Origin of the sequence: Bradyrhizobium sp. NC92, from assembly GCF_025200865.1 — a bacterium.
Taxonomy (GTDB): Bacteria; Pseudomonadota; Alphaproteobacteria; order Rhizobiales; family Xanthobacteraceae; genus Bradyrhizobium.
Map to the genome: position 1 here is coordinate 3,987,035 of NZ_CP104171.1, position 16,169 is coordinate 4,003,203.

Below are 16,169 nucleotides of genomic sequence, written 5' to 3' on the forward strand. Positions count from 1 at the left end.
CGGGCATCGCTGCCCGCCCCCGATTGCCGTGTTCTGCGTCAGACGTTCAGGACGGCCACAATCTCGTAGGTGTCCGGATTGATGATGACGATCTCATCGCGGACCAGGACGTACTTGTAGGTCCGCCACTCCGGATAGATGGTCACGACCCGGGACGGCAGGGCGTGCAGGGTAATGCCCTCGCGCGGGATGCGGGTGCCGACCGAGATCGAGAAGTTCACGTTCGTCACGGGGGCGACGCGCTCCTCGCGGATCACGGACGTGATCTGCGTCCGCTGCTCGGTCGAAAGCTTGGCAGCGGCGCCGGCCTGGCCAACCGTGGTCGAGCTCTGGCCCTGCACGTTCTGGGTCGAGCTGGTGCCGGTCTGACCCTGCGCGTTCTGGTTCGTGATGCCAGTCTGGCCCTGAGCATTCTGGTTGGTGCTGGTGCCGGTGCCCTTCTGGGTCTCGGCGTTGTTGGTCGAGGTGCCGCTCTTGCTGCCCTCAGCCTTCATGTCCTTCTGGTCCTTGCTGCCGGACTTGCTGGTGTCCTGGCTCATGCTCTTGGACTTGTCCTGCTGGGACTTGTCCATCTGACCCTGTGCGCGCTCGTCGGTGCGCTGGCCCTTGGTGGCGCCGGCCTTGTCTTCGGCCGCGTTCTTGTGCATCGCGCCGCCCGAGCGGTCGTCCTTCATCGCGCCGGACTTGTCTTCGGACTTGGTCGCGCTGGAGCCGCCGGCCTGGCCGACAGTGCCCTTATCGTGGCTCATGGAATCGCGACCCATCGCGCCGCCGCGCTCGGCGCCGCCGCCGGAGGGCTGGGAATGCTGCATCTGCTGCGAGCCAGCGCCAGTGTCGCGGCCCTTGTCTTGTGCGTTCGCCAGACCGGTGCCCGCGACGAGTGCGACTGCGGCAACCGAAATCATAAAGCGGTTCAACATCGAAATTCTCCTCACGTGTTCATTCGCGTCATTGCCCGCGCCGACAACGAAAGGAGATTTGAGTTGTTCCGGAACTTCGACTGTTCCACGGCATTTGTTTGTTGAATGCCAGATGAATGACTTGGCACGAAGGCGCCAACGTTCCGCGCAACAAAAAAGGCCGGCAGATCCGCCGGCCTTTGCTGTTCTCGCTAGCGTCAACGTGTGATCAGCAAGTCGCCTTGCCGCAACGGGCAATGCCGATCTTTTCCTTCAGGCTTTCGACGCCGACGGCGCCGATCACGATCTGCTTGCCGATCACATAGCTCGGCGTGCCGTTCATGCCCATCGCTTCGGCGAGCTTGAAATTCTCCTCGATGGTGGCGCGCACCTCGGGGCTGGCGATGTCCTTCTCGATGCGAGCCGTGTCGAGACCGGCTTCCTTGGCGGCCTGCATCGCGCGGGCCTTGTCGGCGGCGCCGCGACCGCCGAGCAGCTTCTGGTGGAAGTCGAGATATTTCTTGCCGGAGGGATCCTGCATGCGCACGGCGACCGCGACCTGCGCCGCTTCGACCGAGCCCTGGCTCAGCACCGGAAACTCCTTCAGCACGACCTTCAGCTTCGGATCGCCCTTCATGATGGTCAGCATGTCGTCCATCGCGCGTTTGCAATAGCCGCAATTGTAGTCGAAGAACTCGACGAAGGTGACGTCGCCGTCCCGGTTGCCGAGCACGACCTGGCGCGGCGAGTTGAAGATCGCCTCGGCGTTCTGCGCGATGCTGGCTTCGTGCTTCTGCGTTTCGGCCGCGGCCTGCCGCTTGCTGAGCTCGGCCATGGCCTCCTCGAGCACCTCGGGATGGCTGACGAGATAGTTCTTGATGATCTTCTCGATGTCGGTGCGCTGGCTGTCGGAAAAACTGTCGGCGGAGGCGGGCACGGCCGCGCCGAACATGGCGAGCGCGAACAATGCAGGAGCGAGCAGGCGCAGCGAAGGCATAGTCAAATCCTCTTATCCAAAGCAGGTTTCGAGAAACGTCCCGGCGGATTCAGGGCCCGGTGTCGTGACGTCGTGGTCGGCCGTCGTTCGAGTTGCGTCAATTGCGCGGCGGCTTCGCCGCAACGATGTCGTCGGCCTTGACCCATCCGGGCGTGCCGACAGCGAAACGGGTTTTCGCGCGCGTCGCAAGCTCGCGGGCGGTCTTGTTGTCGCCGCGCAAATAGGCGGCCTGGGCCGAGGCGAGATCTGCCTCCGCATAATCTCCCTTTCGGCCATAGGCCATCGCGAGCTGGGTGTAGCCGAGCGCCGCCTCGGGCTCCCGGGCCACCGCGGCGCGGAGAATCCGAACGGCCTCGTCGGTGTAGGCCTTATTATCGGTTCCGACCAGAGCCTGCCCAAGTAACATCTCGATGAGGGGGGCGTTGTTCGAGAGAGCGACGGCCTTGCGCAAGGGAGCGATCGCTTCGGCCGCCTTGCCGCTTTCCAGGAGCGCCTGGCCGCGCACCTCGTAGAAATACGGGTTGTTCGGCTGCACCTGGATCAGCGCGTCGATCTGGGCGAGCGCGCTGCGCAGATCGCCGTGGAGGTAGGTGCTGATGGCGCGCGCATAGCGCGCCGGCAGGCTGTCGTTGGTCTGGGGATAGCGGCGGTACACCGTCTCCGGCCGCTCCATGAAGGCGGAGATCTTGGCACGGACCATGTCGTGCCGGAGCTGGAGCGCGGGATCGTCCTTCTTGTTCCAGTACGGGCTGGAGCCTGCGAACTCCTGCAGCGCGGCGACGCGATCGGCCGGCATCGGATGCGACTGGAGGTAGGGATCGGCACCGCGCGCGGCGAACAGGCTCTCGCTGGTGAAGCGCTTGAACGTCTCGTACATGCCCTTGGGCGATTGCTGGGTCGCCGCCAGGAATTTCACGCCGGCACGGTCGGCGTTCTCCTCCTGCTGGCGCTGATAGGACAGCAGCGATCGGCGGATCACCTCCTGCGGAGCGGCGATCGCGGCCGCGCCGGCATTGGCGAGCCCGTTGTTGCCTGGGCTGCTGCGCTGGGTGCTGCCAGCCGCAATCGCGCCGGCGCCGAGCAGCATCGCGATGATCATCTGGGTCTGGGCAGCGGCGAGCTGCTCGCGCAGCTTGGACAGATGGCCGCCCGCCAGATGCCCAGTCTCGTGCGCGAGCACGCCGATGATCTGGTTCGGCGTCTCCGATTGCAGGATGGCGCCCCAATTGACGAAGATGCGGCGGCCGTCCGCGACGAAGGCGTTGAACGAGCCGTCGTTGATGATCACCATCTGGATGTTCTGCTTCTCCAGACCGGCAACGCGCAGGATCGGGCGCGTGTATTCGCGCAGCAGTTGCTCGGTCTCGGTGTCGCGCAGGACCGGCGGCCCCTTGGCCTGCGCGTGCGCGGCCGAGAACGGCGTCAGCGCGATCGCCGTGGCCGTGACGAGGGCGGTGAGGGCGGAGGCCTTCTTGCGCAATGCGATCTGGAGCGACATCAAGCGGTCTTGGTCAAACGGGCTCGGTCAAGTGTTCTTGGTCAAGCAGTTTCGTGATTGGTTTTGGTGATTGGCGGCGGACCGGATACGCGATATGCCCTTGTGAGCGTTGCCCTTATTGAGCCGCACAATGCGGCCAGTCTGGGGCGCAAGCGCCTCGTTTTCGGACCGGACGGACCGGTTCGCCAGCCAATAGCAGAAATCGATGCACGATGCGACATTGAGGAACCGGTTGGGGCAGTGGCTCGAGCCCTCCCGCCGCAGCGATGTTCCCCCGTTCATGGTGATGGACGTCATGGCCGCGGCGGCCCGAATCGAGGCCGCCGGTGGTCATGTCATCCACATGGAGGTCGGCCAGCCCGCGGCCGGCGCGCCCAGGACCGCGATCGCGGCCGCCCATGCGGCGCTCGAGGCTGGACGGATCGACTATACCTCGGCGCTCGGCATCCCCTCCTTGCGCGCGCGCATTGCGCGCCATTATCGCGACACCTATGGCAGCGACGTGAGCCCCGATCGGATCGTCGTGACGACGGGCTCGTCGGGCGGCTTCATCCTGGCGTTCCTGTCGATGTTCGAGCCCGGTGATCGCGTCGCCGTGACGGTGCCGGGCTATCCGCCGTATCGACACATCCTGACCGCACTCGGCTGCGAGCCTGTGCTGATCGAGACCACGAACGAGACGCGGCACGCGCTGACCGGCGAGGCGCTGCTCGCGGCCCATCGCAAGGCGCCGCTGAAGGGCGTCCTGGTCGGCAGCCCCGCCAATCCCACGGGCACGATGATGTCCCGCGACGCGCTCACCGGCCTGATCGCGGCGGCGGAAGACGCCGGCATCCGCTTCATCTCGGATGAGATCTATCACGGTCTCGATTACGCGTTTCCAGCCGTGACGGCGGCGGCGCTGTCCGAGCATGCGCTCGTGATCAACTCGTTCTCGAAGTATTTTTGCATGACGGGCTGGCGCGTCGGCTGGATGGTGGTGCCCGAGATCCTGGTGCGGCCGATCGAGCGGCTGCAGCAGAACCTCTCGATCTCGGTGCCCTCGCTGTCGCAGATCGCGGCGGAGGCTGCATTCGACGGCACGGCCGAGATGGAGGCGATCAAGCACGGCTATCAGGAAAACCGGCGTGTCCTGATCGATGGTTTGCCCAAGGCCGGATTGACGAGATTCCTGCCGGCTGACGGCGCCTTCTATCTCTATGCCGATGTCTCGGACTTCACCTCGGACAGTTTCGAGTTCGCCAAGCAGATGCTGGAGCAGGCGGGCGTGGCGGCAACGCCCGGCCTCGATTTCGATCCCATCCATGGCCGTTCATTCATCCGCTTTTCCTATGCCCGCTCGCTCGATGAGATGCGGGAGGCAGTTGACCGGATCGCTCACTGGCTTAAATAGCCGCCAGTTTTAGACAGCCTTCCGGAGTTCGACGTGCCTGACCGTTCCGCCGCTACGCCACATTCTTCTCTCGCCGCATTGATGTGGCCGACCCGACCGGGCGAAGCCGTCGGCACGCTGCGTGCCGTCGTGCTGATTGCGCTCGGCACCGCGTTGATGGCGCTGTCAGCCAAGGTGAATCTGCCGTTGCCCTACGTGCCGATGACGCTGCAGACGCTGGTGGTGCTGATGATCGGCGCCGCCTATGGCTGGCGCCTTGGCAGCGCAACCATGATCGCTTACCTCGCCGAGGGCGCGATCGGGCTGCCGGTGTTCGCCGGTCCCGTGGGTGGCATCGCACCGCTCGTCGGCCCGACCGCGGGCTATCTGTTCGGCTTCGTATTGGCTGCGTTCGTGACCGGCTGGCTCGCCGAGCGCGGCTGGGATCGCAGCGTGACGCTGCTGTTTGCGGCGATGGCTGCGGGCCACATCGTCATTCTCGCGACCGGGTTCGGCTGGCTGGCATTCGGCCTTGGTCTCGGCGCCGCCAAGGCCTGGCAGGTCGGCATCGTGCCGTTCATCGCGGCCTCACTGGTCAAGAATGCGCTCGGCGCGACCCTGATGCCGGCGGCGCGCCGGCTCGTCGAGCGCCGCGGGTAAAACGCGCCAACACGAGCAGTTCCAATTGACAGGGCCGGCCAAGTTGATCTTGGCTGGCCCAATGTTGTGAGGGGAGTGAAACTGATGACGACGACAACGATGGCGGGGGCGCCGGTCGCGCCGCCCGTTGCCAAGCCGTGGTACAAAGTCCTCTACGTCCAGGTGCTGATCGCCATCGTGCTCGGCGCCATCGTCGGATGGCTGTGGCCGACCGTCGCCACCAACGAATGGATCAAGGCGCTCGGCGACGGCTTCATCAAGCTGATCAAGATGGTGATCGCCCCGATCATCTTCTGCACCGTGGTCTCCGGCATCGCCCATATCCAGGACGCCAAGAAGGTCGGTCGTATCGGCGTCAAGGCGCTGGTCTATTTCGAGGTCGTCTCGACCTTCGCGCTGGTGATCGGTCTCGTTGTCGGCAATCTCGTCAAGCCGGGCTCCGGCTTCGGCAATGCGGCGGCAAACGAGGCAGCCGTTGCCAACTACGCCAAGCAGGCGGCCGGCCAGAAGTCCGTCGACTTCGTGCTGCACATCATTCCGGACACCGTGGTCGGCGCCTTCGCGCAAGGCGAGATTCTCCAGGTGCTGCTGTTCGCAGTGTTGTTCGGCTTCGCCTTGATGAGCCTCGGCGAGCGCGGCCACACCATCCGCAGCTTCATCGACGATGCCGCGCACGCGGTGTTCGGCGTCATCTCGATCGTGATGCGCGCGGCGCCGATCGGCGCGTTCGGTGCGATGGCCTATACGATCGGCAAGTTCGGCACCGGCGCGATCCTGAATCTGGTCGGCTTGATCGCGACGTTCTACGTCACGGCTGCGCTGTTCGTGTTCGTCGTGCTCGGCCTCATCGCGCGCATGGCGGGGTTCTCGATCTTCAGGTTCCTCGGCTACATCAAGGACGAACTGCTGATCGTGCTCGGCACCTCGTCCTCGGAAAGCGCGCTGCCGTCCTTGATGGAGAAGCTGGAGCGGCTCGGCTGCTCCAAGTCGGTGGTCGGCCTCGTCGTGCCCACGGGTTACTCGTTCAACCTCGACGGCACCAACATCTACATGACGCTGGCGACGCTGTTCATCGCGCAGGCGCTCGGCGTCGAGCTCTCCTTCGGCCAGCAGATCACCATCCTCGTGGTGGCGATGCTGACCTCGAAGGGCGCCTCCGGCATCACCGGCGCGGGATTCATCACGCTGGCGGCGACGCTCGCCGTGGTCGATCCGCGGCTCGTGCCGGGCATGGCAATCGTGCTCGGCATCGACAAGTTCATGAGCGAGTGCCGCGCGCTGACCAATCTGTGCGGCAACGGCGTCGCCTGCGTGATCGTCGCCTGGTGGGAAGGCGAGCTCGACCGCGACAAGCTCAAAGCCAACCTCGCCAAGGAGATCGATCCGACCGACATGGAGACGGCGATCACGACGGACTGATCCTTGCAGCGCGAGCTGCGCTGTCAGAGCTCGAAGTAATAGGGCTGGTCGAGATCCTCGATCAGTCCTTTTTCCTTGAGGCTAGAACCGCTCCGGCCGATACGGCGTAGGATCGACCGCCGGAGTTTCGCCGCTCATCATCTCCGCGAGCAGGCGTCCGGTCGCCGGTCCCAGCGTGAAGCCCTGATGGCCGTGGCCGAAATTCATCCAGAGGCCGGGGTGGCGCGGGGCGGGGCCGAGCACCGGCAGCATGTCGGGCGTGCAAGGCCGCGTGCCGAACCACGGATCCGGCTCGGCCCGCTTGCCGAGGTCGATCAGCTCGCGCGCGGAGGCTTCGGCGCTGGCCAGCTGCACCGGCGTTGCCAATGCGTCCGCGCCCGTCAATTCCGCGCCGGTGGTGATGCGGATGCCCTTGGCCATCGGCCCCATGGCGTAGCCGCCGCTTTTGTCGATGAGGGGCAGGTCGAGCGAAGCGCCGCCGCTGTAATGCATGTGGTAGCCGCGCTTGCGCACCAGCGGGATGCGATAGCCGAACTTGTACAACAAATCGGGCGACCACGGCCCGAGCGTCACGACGGCGTGGGCCGCGTCGATGCGCCCCTCGTCGGTGTCGACCGACCAGCCGGTCGCGGTCTGCCGCAAGCTCTGCGCATCACCGAGCACGATCCTGCCGCCGAGGCGCGCGAACAGCTCGGCATAGGCCGTGACCAGCGCGCCGGGGTCGGACACGGTCCAGGTGTCGAGCCAGTGGATCGCGCCCGGAAGATCGTCGCGCAGGATCGGCTCGGCCCTGGCAAGCTCGCTGCCCGACAGGACGCGATAGTTCACGCCGAATTCGCGCTGATCTTCCTCGGCGGCCTTGATCGACAGATCCAACGAAGCGCGATCGCGAAACAGCGCTCGGTAGCCGGCGCGGCGGATGAGATTGTCGGCATGCGCCTCGCGGATCAGGATGTCGTGCTCGGAAGTTGCGTAGGCGATCAGCCGTGCCCACGCCTCGATCGCCTCGCGATGCCGATTCGGCGCCGAATGCCACCAATAGCGGAGCAGGGGCTCGATGTGCAGATGAAGCGAGGAGAGGCTGTAGCGCACGTCGTTGGTGCGGCCGGTCGCGATCTTCAGGAGCGAGGCGAGGTCGCGCGGCATCGGATAGGGGCGCACCGCTTCGGCCTGGATCATCCCGGCATTGCCGTAGCTGGTCTCGCGGCCCGGCTCCCGGCGATCGACCAGCGTCACCGACCAGCCGCGCTGCTGCAGATGCAGCGCGGCGCCCACGCCCACCATGCCGCCGCCGAGAATGATCGCGCTTTGCATTGCTGCTGACCTCATCAAAATCAAAACCGCCCGGTTTGGCCGGGCGGTTTCAACTCTTTTGTCCCTTTACTCGCCGCCGCCGAAACGGCGTGACCACCAGCCAGCCCGGCGCGGGGCGGTCGGGCTTTCGCTTGCCGCCTCCGGTGCGGGCTCAGCTGCCGGCGCGGGCGCAGCAACCGGCTCGGTCGCCTCAGCTGCCGGCGTTGCGGGCTCCGGCTGGCTGTTCAGCAGGAAGCTGACCTTTTCGCGCACGGTGGAGCGGCGCCGCGCGGCCCTGTCGCCGGCAGGCTCTTCGTCCGGCGTTGCGGCCGTCGTGGCGGGAGCCGGCTCCGGCTGCTGGGCCGGCGCCTCGGTCTGCATCTCCGCGCGCGGCTCGGGCTGCGCAACTTGCGGCTCGGTGCTGGGCTCGGCTTGCGCGATCGAGGGCGAAGCCTGGCCGCCGAAACCGTCGAAATCGGCGACTGCGTCGACAGCTTCCGGCGGCTGGCCGGTGCCGAGCTCGTCGCTGATGGAGCCGGCAAGACCTTCCTCGCCGCCACCGCGACGGCGGCGTCCGCCGCGGCGACCACGCCGGCGCCGGCGATCACTGCTGCCCTGCTGTTCGCCGCGGGCCGCCTGTTCCTCGCCTTCCTCACCGTCCTGCTCGGACTCGGTCTCGTCCTCGCCTTCGGCGGCGACCATCGCGGGCTCGGGCAGGGTCGGCGCCGTATCCTCGCGCAACTCACCCTCGCGCTGGCCACCGCGACCACGCCGACGGCGACGGCGCTTGCGGCGCTGGCCGTCCTGCTCGGAGGCTGCCTCACCGCCGGCTTGCTCGTCAGCAAGACCTTCGGTCTCGTCGGTCTCGACCTCGGATTCAGTCTCCAGGTCGAAGCCGTCCTCGTCGTCGTAGACTTCTTCGGCCAGCGGCGGCGGGCTCGCCGCGGCTTGGGCTGCAAGCAGCGCCTTGGCGGCTTCGAGCGTATGCACCTGCTCGCCGCGGTCGATCACATAGGCTTGCGGGCCGCTGACGCTAGCGTCGGCGATCACCGACAGCGTGACCTTGAAGCCGTTCTCGAGGTCGCGCAGATGGCCGCGCTTGTGGTTCAGCACATAGAGCGCGACGTCGGTGCGGGTGCGGACCACGAGATTGTGGGTCGCGCCCTTCATCAGGATCTCTTCGAGGCCGCGCAAGAGCTGCAGCGCCACCGAGGACACCGAGCGCACATGGCCGGTACCGCCGCAATGCGGGCACGGATCGGTCGAAGATTCCAGCACGCTGGCGCGGATGCGCTGGCGCGACATCTCCAAGAGGCCGAAATGCGAGATGCGGCCGACCTGGATGCGCGCACGATCCTGCCTGAGGCAGTCGGACAGCTTACGCTCGACCGCGCGGTTGTTGCGCTTCTCGTCCATGTCGATGAAATCGATGACGATCAGGCCGGCGAGGTCGCGCAGGCGAAGCTGGCGGGCGACCTCTTCGGCCGCTTCCAGATTGGTCTTGAGCGCGGTGTCCTCGATATGGTGCTCGCGGGTCGAGCGGCCGGAGTTGACGTCGATCGAGACCAGCGCCTCGGTCTGGTTGATCACGATATAGCCGCCGGAGCGCAGCTGCACGGTCGGCGAGAACATCGCGTCGAGCTGGCTCTCGACGCCCATGCGCGAGAACAGCGGCTGGCCGTCGCGATACTGCTTCACCGCGCTGACATTGGCGGGCATCAGCATCTTCATGAAGTCGCGGGCTTCGCGGTAGCCGGCTTCGCCGGCGACCTGGATCTCGTCGATCTCCTTGTTGTAGAGGTCGCGGAGCGAGCGCTTGATCAGCGAGCCTTCCTCGTAGACGAGGGTCGGGGCCTGCGACTTCAGCGTCAGGTCACGCACCGTCTCCCACATCCGGATCAGATATTCGAAGTCGCGCTTGATCTCGGGTTTGGTGCGGGAGGCGCCTGCGGTGCGCAGGATGATGCCCATGCCCTCGGGCACGTCGAGATCCTGCACCACTTCCTTCAAACGAGAACGGTCCTGCGCGCTGGTGATCTTGCGGCTGATGCCGCCGCCGCGTGCGGTGTTCGGCATCAGCACGGCATAGCGGCCGGCGAGCGAGAGGTAGGTCGTCAGCGCCGCGCCCTTGTTGCCGCGCTCTTCCTTGACCACCTGCACCAGCATCACCTGGCGGCGCTTGATGACTTCCTGGATCTTGTACTGGCGGCGCGGACGGAAGGTGCGCTCCGGCACTTCCTCCAGCACGTCGTCGCCGCCGACGGATTCGACGACTTCCTCTTCGGCATCCTCGCCGTCTTCCTCATCCTCGTCGTCGTCCTCACCGGCTTGGTCTTCACCGGCTTGGGCGGCCTCGGCATGCGGCGCTTCAGTGCTTTCGCCGGCGGCGTAAACGGCATCGGCCGGCTCGGCGGCCGACGTCACGGCTTCGGCCAGAGGCTCTGCCTGCGCTTCGGCGGCTGGAGCTTCGGAAGCGGGAACGTCGAAGGTTGGGGCCGGCTGCGGCTCGGCAATTGTCTCGACCGCGGGCTCGGCGCCGACCGCCGCGACAGGCGCGGGCGTCTCGCCGGCGCGATCATGGTCATGATGATCGCGCTCGTCCTCATGGCCGTGGGCGTCATCGTGAGCGTGATGGTGCTCGTGATCATGATGATGATCGTCATGATCATGGTCATGGTCGCCGTGATCGTGATCGTGGCCCTCGTGCTCGCCGTGATGCTCCGTAGCGGCGTGCAGATGCTCGCCCTCGGCATGCTCCGGCAGTGCGGCACCTTCGACCGGCTGGGCGGCGGGATCGGCGCCGGCCTCGAGGCCCTCGACGATGTCGCTGCGCACGCGCTCGCCATGACCGCGTCGGCGGGCGTTGCGGTGGCGCGAGCGGCGGCGCCCGTGCGAGCGATTTTCGCTCTCTTCCTCGGCCTCGCGATGGGCCTGTTCCTCGGCCTCGATCAGCGCCTGCCGGTCGGCGACCGGGATCTGGTAGTAATCGGGATGGATTTCGCTAAAGGCGAGGAAGCCGTGGCGGTTGCCGCCATATTCGACGAAGGCGGCCTGGAGCGAGGGTTCGACCCTTGTGACCTTGGCGAGGTAGATATTCCCGCGCAGTTGCTTGCGTTGCGCGGTCTCGAAATCAAACTCTTCGACGCGATTGCCGCGGACCACGACGACCCGGGTCTCTTCCGGGTGGGTGGCATCGATCAACATCTTGTTGGGCATGTCTTAACTCTTGGCGGCGGCGGGCGCGATAAGCCGTGGGCGCGTATCGCGCCGCCGGGTGACGCGACGGTCCACCTGATTCGGGGGTGAGGGGAAGGCCGAAACGCCGTCTCTCGCGCCTTGCCGAACCGGAAGCTTCAGGACCATTGCGACGCGCGGGATTGTCACTCCGCAGCGTCGCGAATGCTCCTTCAGATTTCGTCGGCACAGTCTGGCGCATCAAGCGTCGGCCCGTATGAAACACTGGGCGGCGAGGCCGCCCTTCAATCAGTTGCTGCTGGCCAGGCACGGCGCGAGCGCGCTCGCCTTGGGGATCACGAACCGTCCCCTTGGGATCAAGGGACCGGGTAATGGGTTACGCCGCTGTCAGAACCGTCCCGGTAACATGAGTGGTAACCCGAGACCGTCCGCCGCCGGGGCTTGACCCGCTCCACCTCGCTGCCGCGCACCGCGCTGGTCTTAGAGGGAAACGGAAAACGCTGGAATTCCCAAACCTTGAGAGTTCCGGCGCTGCACCGGGAGGCTGAATGCGACACAACCGGAAATATCGGCCGTCAGCATTCCGTACATACGAGGAATGAGCCATCGGTGCAAGGGAGCGTCGCACGGCGGTCACAGTCGGAGAGTTTCGCGTTTCCGTCATTAAGGATCGATTAACCCTGTGGTTTTATTGCGTTAAGAGAGCTGCTCGGAGGCACGGAATTGGTGGCGAGCCGCACAAATCGACGGATTCTGCTGGGGGGCGTGTTGCTGTGCATCACGGCATTGCCGTGTGCCGATTCCTCGCGCCTGATCGCCGCCGAAAGCCGGCCGCAACCCGCTGCCGTCGCAGCGAATTTTCCGGTCGCCTCGGCCGCCCGGCTGGCTGGCGACGGCAAGCAGACCCGCTTCATCCTCGACCTCGACCAGACCGTTACCTTCCGCGCCGTCACGCTGGCCGACCCCTATCGCGTGGTGGTGGACGTGCCGCAGATGAATTTTCAGCTGCCCGCCGGGATCGGAAGCGGGGGGCGGGGGCTGGTGAAGGCCTTCCGCTACGGGCTCGTCATGCCCGGCGGCTCGCGAATCGTATTCGACCTGACCGGGCCGGCGAAGATCGCCAATTCCTACGTGCTGGAGGCGGCCAACGGCCAACCGGCTCGGCTCGTGCTCGAGCTGGAGGAGGTCGACCGCACCGCCTTCGTGTCGTCGCTGCCGGTCGAAAACCGTCCCGAGTTGCGGCCCGCGATCGCCGAAGCGCCGCCTGCCACGGTTCCGAGCGCGCCGGCCCCGGATGGCACGCAGCAGAAGCCCGACGGTCGCCCGGTGGTGGTGATCGATCCCGGCCATGGCGGCATCGACAACGGGACCCAATCGAGCGGCGAGAGCGAAAAGAACCTGGTGCTGGCCTTTGGCCTCGCGCTCCGCGACAAGCTGGAGAAGGCCGGCAAGTACCGCGTGGTGATGACGCGGGACGACGACACCTTCATTCCGCTCAATGACCGCACCAAGATCGCCCGCAATCTCAAGGCGGCCTTGTTCGTCTCGATCCACGCCGATGCGCTGCCGCGGGCCGAGGGCGATGCGCAGGGCGCGACCATCTATACGCTCTCCGACAAGGCGTCCGATGCCGAGGCCCAACGGCTGGCCGATGCGGAGAACCGCGCCGATGCGATCGCCGGCTTCAACCTCGCGGAGGAGCCGACCGATGTCGCCGACATCCTGATCGACCTCACGCAGCGCGAAACCCGCACCTTTTCAAACCGTTTTGCCCGCCTTTTGATGAGCGAAATGAAGCAGACGGTGCGGATGCACAAGCATCCCCTGAAGTCTGCCGGCTTCCGGGTCCTGAAGGCGCCCGATGTGCCCTCGGTGCTGGTCGAGATCGGCTACGTTTCCAACAAGGCGGATCTCGGGCACCTTGTCTCCGAGGGCTGGCGGTCTCGTGCCGTGGGCTCGATGGCCCAGGCGATCGACGGATTTTTGACCAAGCGGATGGCCACGGCCGGATCGTCAAATTGACGACCGGGGGGACGTCGAACTGAGCCGGCTTGTTCCTCCTGAGCCAAAGGCCCTAGTTTGGCCACAGCGGACGCTTTATAGAAAACCCGTAGAGGGTTCCGGAATCGGCGAGAATCCTGTTCGGCAAGCGTCTTAAGTCCGGCCTTGATGTGATTGCGTAAGCCGGTGAATTCGCGATGTGAGGTTGGCGCCAGTTTTGGGGTGCCAGTTTTAGGTCCCATGGGCTGAATACTGGGCTGATCCAGAGTTTGAACGGATAAACAGATAATGCGCTTGCTGGTGCGGTTCATGGGCTTCCTGTTCGCCGCGGGAACAGTGGTGTTCCTTGTCGGTGTCGGGGCCGTGGCAGGCCTGATCTGGCATTTCTCCAAGGACTTGCCGGACTACTCTCAGCTTCAGGATTACGAGCCGCCGGTGATGACGCGCGTGCACGCGGTCGACGGTTCGCTGGTCGGCGAATACGCCAAGGAGCGACGGCTGTATCTACCGATCCAGGCAGTGCCAAAGCTCGTCATCAACGCGTTCCTCGCGGCCGAGGACAAGAATTTCTACGAGCATGGCGGCATCGACTACACCGGCATGGCGCGCGCAGGCCTGCTCTATCTCCAGAATTACGGCTCCAACCGCCGTCCGCAGGGTGCCTCCACGATCACCCAGCAGGTCGCCAAGAACTTCCTGCTCACCAACGAGGTCTCCTTTGCCCGCAAGATCAAGGAAGCCTTGCTGGCGATGCGCATCGAGAAGACCTATTCGAAGGACAAGATCCTCGAATTGTATCTCAACGAGATCTATCTCGGCCTCGGCGCCTACGGCATCGCGGCGGCCTCGCTGGTCTATTTCGACAAGTCCGTGAACGAGCTGACGGTGGCGGAAGCGTCCTATCTGGCGGCGCTGCCGAAGATGCCGGCGACGCTGCATCCGGTCCGCAACCGCGACCGCGCCATCGAGCGCCGCAATTACGTGATCGACCGTCTGGTGGAGAACGGCTGGATCAAGCAGGCCGACGCCGACAAGGCGCGCAAGGAGCCGCTCGCCGTCACCAGCCGTTCCAACGGCGCCCACACCTTCGCCGGCGAATATTTCGCCGAGGAAGTCCGCCGCGACATTTTCGAGCGCTACGGCGAGAAGAAACTCTACGAGGGCGGCCTGTCGGTTCGCACCACGCTCAATCCGAAGATCCAGGTCATGGCGCGCAAGGCCATGGTCACCGGTCTCGTCAACTATGACGAGCAGCAGGGTTATCGCGGCGCCATCAGCAAGCTCGATATTTCGGGCGACTGGGGCGTGAAGCTCGCCGAGATCAAGTCGCTGTCCGACATCTCACCGTGGCGCATGGCGGTGGTGCTGGAGACCAGCGACCAGTCGGCGCGCATCGGCTTCCAGCCGAGCCGGGAGCTTGGCGGCGCCGTCAGCAAGCAGCGCGAGACCGGCATCGTCACGCTCGACGGCGTGCGTTGGGCGCGGGCCGCGCAAGGCAACGCCAAGGGCAAGACGCCGACCTCGGTCGCGCAGGTGCTTGCGCCCGGCGACGTGATCTATGCCGATCCGCTCTATTCCAAGGAGGGGCAGCCGGTCGAGGGCCAGTACCGTCTTCGCCAGATCCCGGAAGTCTCGGGCGCGATGGTGGTGATGGATCCCTGGACCGGCCGCGTGCTCGCGATGGTCGGCGGTTTCTCGTTCGACCAGAGCCAGTTCAATCGCGCCACGCAGGCCTACCGGCAGCCGGGTTCGTCGTTCAAGCCGATCGTCTATTCGGCCGCGCTCGACAACGGCTATACGCCCTCGACCGTCGTGCTCGACGCGCCCATCGAAATCGACCAGGGCCAGGGTGCCGGCGTGTGGCGGCCTGAAAACTTCTCCTCCGGCAAATTCCAGGGACCGGTGACGCTGCGCAATGCGCTGCGGCAGTCGCTCAACACGGTGACGGTGCGTCTCGCGCAGGACATCGGCATGCCGCTGATCGGCGAATATGCCCGCCGCTTCGGCGTCTATGACGAGCTGCCGAACTATCTCTCCTACGCACTCGGCGCCGGCGAGACGACGGCGATGCGCATGGTCACGGCGTACTCGATGCTCGCCAATGGCGGCCGCCGCGTGAAGCCGACGCTGATCGACCGTATCCAGGATCGCTACGGGCGCACCATCTTCAAGCACGACCAGCGCGAATGCCGCGGCTGCGACGCGCCCGGCGGCTGGAAGAACCAGTCCGAGCCGCAGCTGATCGACCGCCGCGAGCAGGTGCTGGATTCCATGACCGCCTATCAGATCACCGAGCTGATGGAAGGCGTGGTCCAGGCCGGCACCGCGACCGTGATCAAGGAAGTCGGCAAGCCGGTCGCCGGCAAGACCGGTACCACCAACGAGGCCAAGGACGCCTGGTTCGTCGGGTTCTCGCCCGACGTCGCGGTCGCCATCTACATGGGCTACGACAAGCCGCGTCCGCTCGGCAAAGGCAACGCCGCAACCGGTGGCCATCTGGCCGCTCCGATCGCGCGCGATTTCCTCAAGCTCGCGCTCGCCGACAAGCCCGCCGTTCCGTTCAAGGTGCCGGCCGGCATCAAGCTCGTCCGCGTCGTCGCCAAGACCGGCATGCGTGCCGGCCCCGGCGAGACCGGCGGAATCATCCTCGAAGCCTTCAAGCCGGGCACGGCGCCGCCGGATAATTACTCCGTCATCGGCGTTGCCGATGCCGACGGGCGCGGCGGCATGCCGGCCTCGCAACAGCAGCCGGATTCCGGTTTCCTCATGCGGCCGGGCACCGGCGGGCTGTGGTAGCGGATAACGTCTGATACGGACGAGGGGGGCGGTTGCGCT

At 65.7% G+C, this 16,169-nt stretch carries 11 protein-coding genes; 6 read left to right on the forward strand and 5 right to left on the reverse strand.

What is annotated here, in order from left to right; all coding sequences use genetic code 11:
• Positions 1–38: 38 nt before the first annotated feature.
• The 3 genes from N2602_RS18620 to N2602_RS18630 all read right to left on the reverse strand — a co-directional run bounded on the left by N2602_RS18620 (position 39) and on the right by N2602_RS18630 (position 3,394).
• Positions 39–920, reverse strand: a complete 882-nt coding sequence (locus N2602_RS18620) for a DUF1236 domain-containing protein (protein ID WP_260383516.1) — start codon at positions 918–920, stop codon at positions 39–41.
• 208 nt (positions 921–1,128) lie between these two features.
• Positions 1,129–1,896 (reverse strand): DsbA family protein, encoded by a 768-nt coding sequence (locus tag N2602_RS18625; protein ID WP_172788661.1) that lies wholly within the window; start codon positions 1,894–1,896, stop codon positions 1,129–1,131.
• 97 nt (positions 1,897–1,993) lie between these two features.
• Complete coding sequence (locus tag N2602_RS18630) at positions 1,994–3,394, reverse strand: M48 family metalloprotease (RefSeq protein WP_260383517.1); 1,401 nt, start codon at positions 3,392–3,394, stop codon at positions 1,994–1,996.
• 205 nt (positions 3,395–3,599) lie between these two features.
• Between N2602_RS18630 and N2602_RS18635 the strand changes: the two genes are divergently transcribed.
• From N2602_RS18635 to N2602_RS18645, 3 genes are all read left to right on the forward strand, one after another.
• On the forward strand, positions 3,600–4,787 hold the full coding sequence (locus N2602_RS18635; protein ID WP_260383518.1) for a pyridoxal phosphate-dependent aminotransferase: 1,188 nt from the start codon (positions 3,600–3,602) through the stop codon (positions 4,785–4,787).
• Positions 4,788–4,868: 81 nt separating this feature from the next.
• Positions 4,869–5,426 (forward strand): biotin transporter BioY, encoded by a 558-nt coding sequence (locus N2602_RS18640; protein WP_172788700.1) that lies wholly within the window; start codon positions 4,869–4,871, stop codon positions 5,424–5,426.
• A gap of 84 nt (positions 5,427–5,510) precedes the next feature.
• Entirely contained in the window at positions 5,511–6,845 is a 1,335-nt protein-coding gene (locus N2602_RS18645; RefSeq protein ID WP_172788664.1) for a dicarboxylate/amino acid:cation symporter, read from the forward strand.
• Between the two features lie 81 nt (positions 6,846–6,926).
• On the opposite strand, the gene N2602_RS18650 is transcribed toward N2602_RS18645, so the two are convergent.
• Positions 6,927–8,159, reverse strand: a complete 1,233-nt coding sequence (locus N2602_RS18650; RefSeq protein ID WP_260383519.1) for an FAD-binding oxidoreductase — start codon at positions 8,157–8,159, stop codon at positions 6,927–6,929.
• A gap of 66 nt (positions 8,160–8,225) precedes the next feature.
• Positions 8,226–10,562: a ribonuclease E/G gene (locus tag N2602_RS18655; protein WP_311739303.1), complete on the reverse strand. Its 2,337-nt coding sequence runs from the start codon at positions 10,560–10,562 to the stop codon at positions 8,226–8,228.
• Between N2602_RS18655 and N2602_RS38800 the strand changes: the two genes are divergently transcribed.
• The 3 genes from N2602_RS38800 (at position 10,497) to N2602_RS18665 (ending at position 16,130) form a co-directional block, all read left to right on the forward strand.
• On the forward strand, positions 10,497–11,444 hold the full coding sequence (locus N2602_RS38800; protein WP_311739304.1) for a hypothetical protein: 948 nt from the start codon (positions 10,497–10,499) through the stop codon (positions 11,442–11,444). The genes N2602_RS18655 and N2602_RS38800 overlap by 66 nt on opposite strands.
• Positions 11,445–12,059: 615 nt before the next feature.
• Positions 12,060–13,355, forward strand: coding sequence for an N-acetylmuramoyl-L-alanine amidase (locus N2602_RS18660; RefSeq protein WP_260383521.1), 1,296 nt, complete (start codon positions 12,060–12,062; stop codon positions 13,353–13,355).
• Between the two features lie 267 nt (positions 13,356–13,622).
• Positions 13,623–16,130: a penicillin-binding protein 1A gene (locus tag N2602_RS18665; protein ID WP_172788668.1), complete on the forward strand. Its 2,508-nt coding sequence runs from the start codon at positions 13,623–13,625 to the stop codon at positions 16,128–16,130.
• Positions 16,131–16,169: the final 39 nt, after the last annotated feature.